Raw genomic sequence first — 10,332 nt, 5'->3', positions numbered from 1 at the left:
GGGACGGTCAGCACCAGGTCCCGGGGCCGCCGGCCCCCGGCCCGCCCCAACCGCGGCCCCCCCGCACCCGCGGAACCCGCGGGGCGGGCGGCGCACCCCGCGCGCCGCCCCCGCGGCCCCGGCCCTTCCCCGCCTGTGAGTAATCAGACAGCCATCGGCGCGTGCTCGGCGCCCTCCAGGAGGTTCTCCGGCTTGTCGCGGATCATCAGCGCGACGATCAGGATCGAGGCCAGGAAGAATCCGGCACCGATGTAGAAGGCGATGTCGTAGCTGTGGATCGCGGCGCGGGCCATCAGGTTGTCGGCGGTCGGGTTGTTCTCGGCGTACCGCTCGGCCACCTGCACCGAGATGGTGGTCAGCAGGGCCGTGCCGATCGCGCCGCCGACCTGCTGGGCGGCATTGAGCAGCGCGCTGGCCACCCCGGAATCCTTCTCCTCGACCTGATGCAGCGCGGTGGTCTGCATGGACACGAACAGCGCGCCCATCCCGAGTGCGATCAGCACCGTCGACGGCAGCACGATCGCGGCGAAGCTGTCACCGAAGTCCAGCTGCGCCAGGTAGAGCAGGCCCGCCGTGCCCAGCACGCCACCGCCGATCATCAGCGGCCGCGGACCGATGCGAGGCAGCAGCGCGCTGGCCACGCCCGCCGAGATCACGATGCCGATCGGGAAGGGCAGGAACGCGACACCGGCCTGCAGCGGGCTGTAGTCGAGGGTGATCTGCAGGTAGTAGCTGAGGTTGATGAACATCGCGAACATCGCGATCGGCACCAGCAGCGCCACCAGGAACGACCCGCCGCGGTTGAGTTCGCCCGGAATATGCAGCGGCAGTAGCGGATTGGCGGTACGCCGCTCGATCGCCACGAACGCGATCAGCAGCGCCACCCCGGCGATCAGCAGCGCGAGCGTGGAGGGGGCCAGCCAGCCGTCCTCGGCGGCGCGGCTGAAGCCGTACACCACCGAGATCAGGCCCAGGGTCACCGTCACCGCACCCGGCACGTCGTAACCACCGGTGCGCGGCACGGGCACGTCCTTGATGACGAACACGAACGCGCCGACCAACGCCAGCAGCGCGACTGGCGTGTTCACCAGCAGGCACCAGCGCCAGTTGGCATATTCGGTGAGCGCGCCACCGGCGATCAGGCCGATCGCCGCGCCACCGGCCGAGACGCCCGCGAAAACCCCGAAGGCCCTTGCCCTTTCGCGCGCTTCGGTGAAGGTGACCGACACCAGCGACAGCGCCGCGGGGGCCAGCAGCGCACCGAAGGCGCCCTGCAGCGCGCGGCCCGCGAACAGTTCCGCGGAGTTCTGTGCCAGGCCGGCCAGCGCCGACGCGGCGGCGAAGCCGACCAGGCCGATCAGGAAGATCCGGCGGCGGCCCAGGTAGTCGGCGAGGCGGCCACCGAGCAGCAGCAGGCCGCCGAAGATCAGCGTGTAGGCGGTGAGCACCCACTGCTTGTCGCCGTCGCTGATGCCCAGGTCCTGCTGGGCGAACGGCAGCGAGATGGTCACGATCGTGGCGTCGAGCACCACCATGAGCTGGGCCAGGGCGATGACGCCCAGCGCCCACCAGCGTGCCGAGCTCTTGGGCCCGGCGGAGGTATCGGGAGTAACGAGTGTCCCGGTTTCGGTCATGAGGGGACTCCTGCATCGAAAGAATTGTGCCGTCATCGTGTCACCGGACGACAATTGGCGTCAAGAGAAAAATGTCTGAGTGTGACATTTGGCGGTACTAGTCACATTGAGAGCCGATCGCGATAGAATCGGGGCATGCTCGACTCACCGCCGCGTCACGCCCAGCCCGGCCTGCGTGAACGCAAGAAGCAGCAGACCAGGGACCGCATCATCGAGGTGGCACTGCGGTTGTGCGACGCGAACGGCTTCGAGGCGACGACGGTCGAGCAGATCGCGGAGGCGGCCGATGTGTCGCCGCGGACGGTGAACCGGTACTTCGAGCTGAAGGAGGACATCGTCCTCGCCCCGATCGAGGACTGGGGCAAGGTGATCGGCGCCGAACTGCGCAAACAACCGGTCACGGGGAACGAACTGCAGGCCCTGCTCGACACCTACCTGGCCGTCACCGCGGAGAGCATCTCGGACGGCCCGGTGCCCTTCGAGTGGTTCCAGCGCATGCAGCGGATCAGCCGGACCAGCCCGACGGTACGAGCCCGCAGCATGGATATCGCCGACTCCAAGACCGTCGAGATCCACACCGCGCTCGCCGAGCGCATCGGCGCCGACAGCGAATCGATGACGGTCCGGCTCATCGCGGCCACCTTCAACGCGATCCTGCGGACCGGCATGGAATGCGATGCCGAGGTGCCCGAGGGCGAGCCGGCGGTCTCGGCGGAGGCCAGTGTGCGGGCGGTGCGCGGCGCCTACGACGAGTTCGTCCGCCGCTGCGCGGTTCCCGTGGCCGCGGCCGACGACGGCGGCAGCGACCCGCGACGATAGCGGCGACCTGGCCTCGCCTCCGTCACCGGCGATCCGCTACCATCCCATTCAGGTCATGAGTGCCAGCGCCAAGCCCCGGCTCGCTGGTCGGCAACCCTCCAGTTGCGGTGGGGTGCTCCGGGTGATGACCGGGCTCTCGAAAGCCGAGAGCAAGCGCGACTTATCAGGAGGTCCCGAGATGTGTTGTTGCCGGTCGCTACCCGAGCCCCGCTGACAGCCGCATACGGCCTTTTCACCTGGAGTAGTACATGAGCGACTCGACTGCTGCTGTCTGCGACCCGGCGAACATCTCCCACGGCCCGCGCGGCGCCGAGCATCCGATGCCGTCCGGTCGTATCGCTACCATCGAAGATGTGTGTTCTCCCCTGCTCGCTCCGGCATCGGCCCAGCATGCGCGGCCGACTCGCGGCGGGCGACCGGTCCCCGGCGGGGCGGCGCACGGCATCGATGACGTTCCGGCCGGCCGGTGTGGCGGGCCCGCGGCGGCGGCACGGTGACCGTGAGCACCGAACCGACGACGGCCCGGTCGGCCTCCGCTGCCCTGTTGCCCCCGCCGGACGGCACGCTCGGCACCCTCGCCCTCGGCGCGGTCCGGCTGGAGAACGGGGCGGTGATCCCCGAGGTCGAGCTGGCCGTGCAGCGTTGGGGCGAGCTGTCGCCCGGCGCGGACAACGTCGTGCTGATCGAACACGCGCTGACGGGCGACTCACACGTGGTGGGCCCGCAGGACGAGGTGCATCCGCTGCCGGGCTGGTGGGACGGCGTCGTGGGCCCGGGCGCCCCGCTCGACACCGACCAGTGGTGCGTGATCGCCACCAATGTGCTCGGCGGCTGTCAGGGCAGCACCGGGCCGTCCTCCCTCGCGCCGGACGGAAAGCCCTGGGGCGCAAGGTTTCCCGAGATCTCCATCCGCGATCAGGTGACCGCCGAGGTGGCGCTGTGCGACCTGCTCGGCATCGAGCGACTCGCCGCGGTGGTCGGCGGATCGATGGGCGGGATGCGGGTGCTGGAGTGGATGGTCGGCTACCCGCAGCGGGTCGAGGCGGCGCTGGTGCTGGCCGTCGGGGCCCGCGCCACCGCCGATCAAATCGGCACCCAGACCACCCAGATCGCCGCCATCCAGGCCGACCCGAACTGGCAAGGCGGCAACTATCACGGCACCGGCCGCGCGCCGACCGCCGGGCTGGGGATCGCCCGCCGGATCGCGCACCTGTCCTACCGCACCGAATTCGAACTCGATCACCGCTTCGAGAACCATGCGCAGGACGACGAGGATCCGCGCAACGGCGGCCGCTACGCGGTGCAGAGCTACCTGGAGTATCAGGCGCAGAAGCTGGTGCACCGCTTCGACGCGGCCACCTACGTGCTGCTGACCGAGGCCATGAACCGGCACGATGTCGGGCGCGGGCGGGGCGGGATCACGGCCGCGCTGGCGGCCACCCCCGTGCCCTGCATCGTCGGCGGCGTCGACTCGGACCGGCTGTACCCGCTGCGCACACAGCAGGAGTTGGCCGATCTGCTGCCGGGCTGCCGCGGCCTCGAGGTGGTGCACTCGCGCGACGGGCACGACGGTTTCCTCACCGAGACCGAGGCGGTCGGCAAGCTGCTGGTGGAGACGATGGAGCTGGTGCACTCGGCGCGGGCCGCGCGCTGAGCCGTCGATTCGCCGTCAGCCGACGCCGAGGCTGTTGATGGTCGCGGCCAAGGCGATGACGGCGCCGCCGAGCACCGCGTAGGCGCCGACGTCGAAGGGCTTGCCGCGCACCGCGAGCAGCCCGACCCGGGCGGTCGGCAGGCAGGCCCGCAATGCCGACGCCAGCAGTGTCGCCCCGCCGATCACGTACGCGCCGCGTCGCCAGCGGTCCTGCGCCACGAACACCACGGCCACCAACAGCACCGTTACCACGAGCAGCATCGGCAGGTGATTGCGGAAGAACCGGCCGACCGGGCCGGAGCGGTGCGCGGGAGCTGCGGGGGCTTCGATCACGCCCCGATTCTCGCATTGCGCGCGCCGGTCCCGCCGATGTGGCACCGGAGCGGCCGATGTCGGGGTCGTGCGATGCTTGTCGCCGTGCTCCATGTGGTGTTCTTCGAGCCTCGTATCCCGCCCAACACGGGCAACGCGATCCGCTTGGCGGCCGGCACCGGCTGTGAGCTGCATCTGATCGAACCGCTCGGCTTCGATCTATCCGAACCGAAGCTACGCCGGGCGGGGCTGGACTACCACGATCTGGCGTCGGTGACCGTGCACGCGAATCTCGATGCCGCATGGCAGGTCATCCGGCCGGAGCGGGTGTTCGCGTTCACGACCAAGGCGACGACGCGCAACACCGATATCGCCTATCGCAAGGGCGATGTGCTGCTGTTCGGGCCCGAGCCGACCGGGTTGCCGGAGGACGTGCTCGCCGACTCCCGCATCACCGATCAGCTGCGGATTCCGATGCTGCCCGGGCGGCGGTCGATGAATCTGTCCAATGCGGCGGCGGTAGCGGTCTACGAGGCGTGGCGGCAGTTGGGGTTCCCGGGCGCGGTGTAGGACGTCAGTCGATTTCGAAGCGTTTGAAGCGGGACGTGGCTCCCGCCGTGAGCCGGACCGAGCTTTTCGGGACGCCGTAATGTGCGGCCAGGAGTTCGACGGCGGCCTTGTTCGCCTTGCCCTCGACGGCGGGCGCACGCACGTAAAGCTGTAGCGTGCCGTCGTCGAGGGACTCGACCAGCGGGCCCTTCTTACTGTTCGGCTTGATCACCGCCCGGACGACGGTCGGCGGCATCGGCACCCCCTGTTTCCGCCCTTCCGGTGCGCTGCGGCGAATCTCCCTCTGCGGCAGCGGCTTCCGCGGGGCCCGATCCCTTCTCAGCGGCAGCGTTTTCCACGGGAGCCGAAGCGTTCTCAGCGTCAGTCCTTTCCGCGTGGACTGGTGCCTTCTCGGCTGCAGTCTCTTCCGCGGAGACCGAGGCTTTCTCGGCAGCCGCGCCTTCCGCCGGGGCCGAGGCCTTCTCGGCGGTAGTCCTTTCCGCAGGAACCGAGACCTTCTCGGCGGCAGTCCTTTCCACGGGGGCTGGCGCCTTCTCGGCGGCCGTGCCTTTCGGAGAGACTGATGCCTTGTCAGCGGCCGGATCCCGCTCCGATTCCGGCGGGGTCGGCAGGACCTGTTGCGGCGCAGGGGAACGACGTCTGGTCGCCAACCGCACTACACCCCAGACGACGGCGGCGAGCAGGAGCAGGAACCCGAGCCACGGGAGCGCGTTGCCGGTCGACTTCAGCGCCCGCACCAGCGAATTCCAGCCGTCGACGATGCGGTTCCAGTAGTTGTCGGGCTTCGACCCCGGCGGCTCGTCGGTGCTGAGCTGGATGGTGAGCGTGGACAGGGCGACCTCGTCGTCCAGCTGGCGTTTGCGGGCGGTGAGGCTGTCCAGCTCGCCCTGCCGGCTCGACAGCGCGTTCTCGGCGGCGATCAGGTCGGCGGTGGTGGCGGCGCTCGAGACCAGCGCGCGCAGGCGATCGACCGAGGCCTGCAGGGCCTTGATCCGCGCGTCGAGGTCCTGCCACTGCATGGTCACGTCCGAGCGTTCGGTCGTCACGCTGGTGACCTCGCCGATGCCGCCGAGTCCGTCGACGAAGCCGTCGGTCTTGTCGGCGGGCACCCGGACGGTCAGCGTCGCACGGGCTTTGGTGGTGTCGGTGCCGGGCTGCTCGGAGCGGCTGTCCACCCGGCCGTCGACGGTCCGCACCCGGTCGGCGACCTTTCCGGCGGCGCCGATCGGGTCGGCGGTGGTGATGTCGACGCTGCCTGTGACGATCTCCTTGCGCTCGACGGTGGTGTCGGCGGAGTCGCTGTTCTGCTGCTTCGGGCTCGCGGGTCCGGCCTCGCGCAGGGCGGGCGGACCGGACGGTGCGGTCGCGGCGTACGGAGCGCCACGGGATCCCGAGCCGTGCGCGGTATCGGAGTGCTCGGCTCCCCCGCACCCGGCCAGCAATGCCAGGGTCAGCAGACCGACCGGCAGGACAGCGAGTCTTCTCATGGGACGCAGCGTAGCCACCCGCCGGACGTTTCACCCGTGATCCGTCGCCGACCGTAATCGTGGCGGCGGCCGGTCTGCGGGCGGCTCCCGTTCGCCATACGGAAGGCGCAGGTCCACCACATTGTGCGCGAGAACGCGGGCGTCGGTGCCGGCGAGCAGCAGGAGCGCACCGGAATGCACGGTGCGGACCCGATCGCGGCCGGTGCGGCGGATTTCCAGCGTGACCACGGGTGTGAGCGACGCGCGCCGCAGAGTGTCGTTGCCGCCCTGCCGATCCCACCGCGTCTCTTGTTGAATCCAGACGGCGGTGGCGGTGGTGTGGTCCGGGGCGTTCGGCTCCCAGGACAGGTTGGTGATGATCGGCTCGGAACCGTGCCAGCGTAGGTCCGTCAGCGCGGAACAGGGCGCGAGCCATGGCGGGTCGAAGGTTTCCGTGCGGTCTCGTGCCAGGTCGATACGCACGAGACGGGCGGTGCCGCAGGTGTTCCCGTCACGCGCGTAGCCGCTCAGCGTGACCGCCCGGCCGTCAGGACGCAACGCGGCCGTCGCGAAGGCGGTGTTGACGCCCGTTCCCATGGTGTCCAACGGCCGGGCGGCGGCCGTGTCCGCGTCGACCGCCGACAGATGGTTGATGCCCCAGGACGCGCCGCGCGGAGACTCGACGCGGTCGATGATCAGGGTTCGCTGGTCGGCGGTGAGCAGTCGCGGGGCCGAGAGCACATTGCCCGGGGCGACGGACTCCTGCGGCAAGAAGATCGACATGGCCGCAACAAGTTTCGGGTTCAGCAGATCGGCCCGCAGATAGGTGCCGGGCTCCTGCCACCAGCCGACGGTAGTGCCGGTCAGCGGGAAGACCCGCGTGCAGTGGCACTCCAGCCGCTGCGGCAGCATGGCGCCACTGTCCGCCTCCACGACATCGACCCGGCCGGTGTCATCGAGGGCGTAAACATGCGAATCATCGCGGGTGAAGCCGAAATCCACGTATTCACCGGTATGTCGACCGATCTCCCGATCCGCCGTGGCAAGCACCAGCTCGCTCCGTGACCGAAACACGAACGGCCGGTCGACCACGGCCTCCGACCCGTGCGCCACACCGGACTCCGAAACAGAACCCGAAAACCCACCCGCACACGCAGACGCGACAAGCACCCAAACCACAACCGACGCCGCAACCCCCGCACGACGACATCCACTTCGGCGCACAGCATCCGTCCGCGTCACGCCGATACCACCCACGCGCACCACAGAGCGAAACCCGCAGCAGCCGTTCATATCTCAGTCCCCCAGCCCGAGACGGCCATGTTCCTGGGCTGGCGGCGGGGCCCCGACAGACCAGCTCGAGCACTCACGCTGCCCCGACGTAGCCGTTCGGCGGCGCTCACGACGGCGGCCGGTGGTGGCTGTGCGGCAGTGGACGCGCACTGTGCCGAGTCGCGTCAGCCGATTCCGCGCGTCGGCCTCCTCGTCGGTGCCGGTATTCCGGTGAGCGGTTCTGGGTATCCGCGGTCGCTCTGCGGAGGGCAGCGAACGATCACCGCGACGCACTGCGGTCGCGTCGCCGTCAGTGGTGGTTGCCAGGGCGGAGAGGACGGTGGGGTGTATGCGGGCTGCGGATCCTCCTGCCCGCCACTCGGTATCGCGATCTCCGTCTGTCGCGCGGCGGGTGGGTTCGGGGTGGGTGGTCATCCGAGGACCTCCAGGGCGCGGGCGTAGTACTCCTGGCGGGCGGACAGGCCGTTGTAGCCGCCGTTGACGGCTCGGGTGACGGCGGCGAAATCGTCGGCGTCGGCCAGGGCGTTGATGTTGCGGGAGGTCCAGTACCACTGGGCAATTCGGAAACCGATGTCCGGCTGGGCGGCGAGTTCCGGGGTGGTCTCGAGGTCGAGGCCGAGGGCCGCACCGGCCTCGCGGTAGTTGGCGCGGCCGGTCAGTTGGATGGGGCCGCGGCCGTGGTAGCGCGGGCCGTCGCCGGGTTCGGTGTTGCCCGCCGCGGTATTCGCCTGGCCCGGGTCGTACTGGCTGAAGTATTCGTCGTCACCCAGCTCCTCGAAGTAGCGAAGCTGGCAACTCTCGTGAGCCAGCTGAGCCAGGAAAGCGGCCTGCCGAGGCGGCGTGGTGATGTCGCCCTCCTGCATAGCGGCGTTCAACGCGGGCAGATACTCACCGGCCAAATCCGGAGAAAGATCCGGCATGATCGCCACGAGCTGGTCAGCGTCCACCCCGCCAGGCGGCGGATCGATCACAGCAGTCAGCTCCGGAATGAACACCCCCGCCGCCGACCCGGTCTCGAGCTGATCATGCTGCTCCACCGCGGCGACCGGAATCGTCGACGCGGGCAAGGAAACCCCACCTCCCTGCGGGATCGGCATCACCGATGTGGGCGACCCATCAGGCACCCCCGGCATCGCCGGCTGGCCGCCCTCGGGCACAGCAGCCATCCCCGGCGACTGAGCGCCGCCAGGCAGAGTCGGGGCAGCCAATGGTTGCGGCTCGTCACTCGGAACCATTGCGGCCGCCGATGTTTCGGTAATCCCGACCTCGTCACCGCCCTGAGATGGCATTACCGGCTCGACGCCATCAGATTCACCCTCCTCACCCAACTCCGCTTGGCCGCCCTCATCGGCCTGCGAACCACCCTCGTCCTCTGACTCCCCGGGGTCTTCGCCCTCGCCTGATATGCGCGGACCCTCATCCGATACCTGCGGGCTGTTCTCCTCTCCTGACTTCCGAGAACTACCCTCCTCACCCGAGTCCCCTTCGCCTGTGCACTCCTCCGAGGCCTGTGCACTGCCCTTGTCCTGCGAGGTGGCTTTGTCTTGTGAGGTGCTGTCCTCGTCCGTGGTCTCCGGGCAGTCGCACTCGCTCGGGGAATGGGGATCGGTACTTTCCTGCGGTGTGGGGGTGGGGTCTCCCCAGTGCTGGCTGGGGACAGTTGGTTCGGGGGGTGGGGGTCCGGGATGTCCCGTGTCGGGGCAGGCGGGGACGGGGGTGATGAGTGCGTTCAGGCCGGTGAGTAGCATGCCGGGGAGGTCGAAAGATGTTGCTAGGTGGCCTATTTCGGTGGTGATTGCGCCGATGGCGGTGCGGCCGCACTCGTCGGCTCGTTCGACGGCGGCTACGGCCTCGGCGATTACCTCGGCCCATTCCTGTGCGGCCGCGCCTGTGGTGACTGCCCAGTTGTCGGCGATTCGGCAGCCGGCGGCCTCGGCGTCGGCTACGTAGTCCAGCAGAGCCAGGGCCGTGTAGTGCAGCTCCGACAGTGCTCGGGCGCCCGCGTCGCGCAGTAGTTCGGCCTGTTCGCACAGCCGCTGGTGCCGGCGGTGGGCCGCGTCGACGTGGGCGAGCACGGCGTCGTAGGCCTGGCCCTGCCAGCCGTCGCCGTCGAGCCGGTGGCAGGAGTCGCGGACGGTGGCCGACAAGGTTTCCAGATCCTCGATGTGGCGGTCGAACTCCGCGCAGAGCAGGTCGGCTGCCTCCAGTGCGCGCCACGACGCGACCACCGAGCGCGGCGGGATCATATGCGGGCCACCGATCGATCGATGTCGCCGGCGCAGCAGTGGTCGGCCGTGCAGAGCACGTCGACGGCCTGATCGGTGTGCTCGGCGAGCCGCCGGAAGCACTCCGCGCTGCGGCGGACGATCTCCAGCGCCACGCGGGCCGAGTCGCACCACTGCGGCGCGGTGGCACTCTGCGGAACCAGGCCGGCGATCGACGCGCCGGCGTCGGCCGCCGTGTCGACCATCTCACAGATATCCCGAAACACTTGCAGCGCAACGACTCCGAATCGGAGCACCGCATCAGCATCGACAACACATGGACCGGACATGCCTCCCCCTCTGCCGTGGCTTCCCCTACC

At 69.5% G+C, this 10,332-nt stretch carries 10 protein-coding genes and 1 riboswitch; of the genes, 3 read left to right on the top strand and 7 right to left on the bottom strand.

What is annotated here, in order from left to right; translation table 11 throughout:
- Window positions 1–143 precede the first annotated feature (143 nt).
- Entirely contained in the window at window positions 144–1,634 is a 1,491-nt protein-coding gene (locus QH470_RS24675) for an MFS transporter (RefSeq protein ID WP_280274718.1), read from the bottom strand.
- A gap of 135 nt (window positions 1,635–1,769) precedes the next feature.
- Here QH470_RS24675 and QH470_RS24670 point away from each other — a divergent pair, with 135 nt between their 5' ends.
- Complete coding sequence (locus QH470_RS24670; RefSeq protein WP_280274717.1) at window positions 1,770–2,453, top strand: TetR/AcrR family transcriptional regulator; 684 nt, start codon at window positions 1,770–1,772, stop codon at window positions 2,451–2,453.
- A 51-nt stretch (window positions 2,454–2,504) separates the two neighbouring features.
- A riboswitch (SAM riboswitch) is annotated at window positions 2,505–2,615 on the top strand.
- Between the two features lie 337 nt (window positions 2,616–2,952).
- Window positions 2,953–4,107, top strand: coding sequence for a homoserine O-acetyltransferase MetX (metX, locus tag QH470_RS24665; protein ID WP_280274716.1), 1,155 nt, complete (start codon window positions 2,953–2,955; stop codon window positions 4,105–4,107).
- 15 nt (window positions 4,108–4,122) lie between these two features.
- Here the strand turns inward: metX and QH470_RS24660 are convergent, their stop codons facing one another.
- A complete protein-coding gene (locus QH470_RS24660) occupies window positions 4,123–4,368 on the bottom strand; it encodes a DUF3017 domain-containing protein (RefSeq protein ID WP_280274720.1) in 246 nt (81 codons plus the stop codon).
- Between the two features lie 144 nt (window positions 4,369–4,512).
- Between QH470_RS24660 and QH470_RS24655 the strand changes: the two genes are divergently transcribed.
- Window positions 4,513–4,989, top strand: a complete 477-nt coding sequence (locus QH470_RS24655; RefSeq protein WP_425302772.1) for a tRNA (cytidine(34)-2'-O)-methyltransferase — start codon at window positions 4,513–4,515, stop codon at window positions 4,987–4,989.
- Between the two features lie 4 nt (window positions 4,990–4,993).
- Here QH470_RS24655 and QH470_RS24650 read toward each other — a convergent pair whose 3' ends face one another.
- The 5 genes from QH470_RS24650 to QH470_RS24630 all read right to left on the bottom strand — a co-directional run bounded on the left by QH470_RS24650 (window position 4,994) and on the right by QH470_RS24630 (window position 10,218).
- Complete coding sequence (locus QH470_RS24650) at window positions 4,994–5,224, bottom strand: DUF167 domain-containing protein (RefSeq protein ID WP_280274715.1); 231 nt, start codon at window positions 5,222–5,224, stop codon at window positions 4,994–4,996.
- Complete coding sequence (locus tag QH470_RS24645; protein WP_280274714.1) at window positions 5,181–6,476, bottom strand: DUF4349 domain-containing protein; 1,296 nt, start codon at window positions 6,474–6,476, stop codon at window positions 5,181–5,183. Before QH470_RS24645 ends, QH470_RS24650 begins: the two co-directional genes overlap by 44 nt.
- 30 nt (window positions 6,477–6,506) lie before the next feature.
- The gene (locus QH470_RS24640) at window positions 6,507–7,568 is read right to left on the bottom strand and encodes a hypothetical protein (protein ID WP_280274713.1); all 1,062 of its coding nucleotides are present in this window, start codon (window positions 7,566–7,568) and stop codon (window positions 6,507–6,509) included.
- Between the two features lie 590 nt (window positions 7,569–8,158).
- Entirely contained in the window at window positions 8,159–9,994 is a 1,836-nt protein-coding gene (locus tag QH470_RS24635; RefSeq protein WP_280274712.1) for a glycoside hydrolase family 19 protein, read from the bottom strand.
- Window positions 9,991–10,218 (bottom strand): hypothetical protein, encoded by a 228-nt coding sequence (locus QH470_RS24630; RefSeq protein WP_280274711.1) that lies wholly within the window; start codon window positions 10,216–10,218, stop codon window positions 9,991–9,993. The genes QH470_RS24635 and QH470_RS24630 overlap by 4 nt, the downstream gene beginning before the upstream one ends.
- Window positions 10,219–10,332: the final 114 nt, after the last annotated feature.

This window comes from Nocardia wallacei (genome assembly GCF_029868745.1).
Classification (GTDB): domain Bacteria; phylum Actinomycetota; class Actinomycetes; order Mycobacteriales; family Mycobacteriaceae; genus Nocardia; species Nocardia wallacei_B.
Note: the sequence above shows the minus strand (reverse complement) of the source record. Positions and strands in the feature narration are given on the sequence as shown.

Excerpts from the sequence above, each read along its gene's own strand:
- QH470_RS24675 (WP_280274718.1), bottom strand. The coding sequence starts at position 1,634 with ATGACCGAAACCGGGACACTCGTTACTCCCGATACCTCCGCCGGGCCC.
- QH470_RS24670 (WP_280274717.1), top strand. The coding sequence starts at position 1,770 with ATGCTCGACTCACCGCCGCGTCACGCCCAGCCCGGCCTGCGTGAACGC.
- QH470_RS24660 (WP_280274720.1), bottom strand. The coding sequence starts at position 4,368 with ATGCTGCTCGTGGTAACGGTGCTGTTGGTGGCCGTGGTGTTCGTGGCG.
- QH470_RS24655 (WP_425302772.1), top strand. The coding sequence starts at position 4,513 with ATGCTTGTCGCCGTGCTCCATGTGGTGTTCTTCGAGCCTCGTATCCCG.
- QH470_RS24650 (WP_280274715.1), bottom strand. The coding sequence starts at position 5,224 with ATGCCGCCGACCGTCGTCCGGGCGGTGATCAAGCCGAACAGTAAGAAG.
- QH470_RS24645 (WP_280274714.1), bottom strand. The coding sequence starts at position 6,476 with ATGAGAAGACTCGCTGTCCTGCCGGTCGGTCTGCTGACCCTGGCATTG.
- QH470_RS24635 (WP_280274712.1), bottom strand. The coding sequence starts at position 9,994 with ATGATCCCGCCGCGCTCGGTGGTCGCGTCGTGGCGCGCACTGGAGGCA.
- QH470_RS24630 (WP_280274711.1), bottom strand. The coding sequence starts at position 10,218 with ATGGTCGACACGGCGGCCGACGCCGGCGCGTCGATCGCCGGCCTGGTT.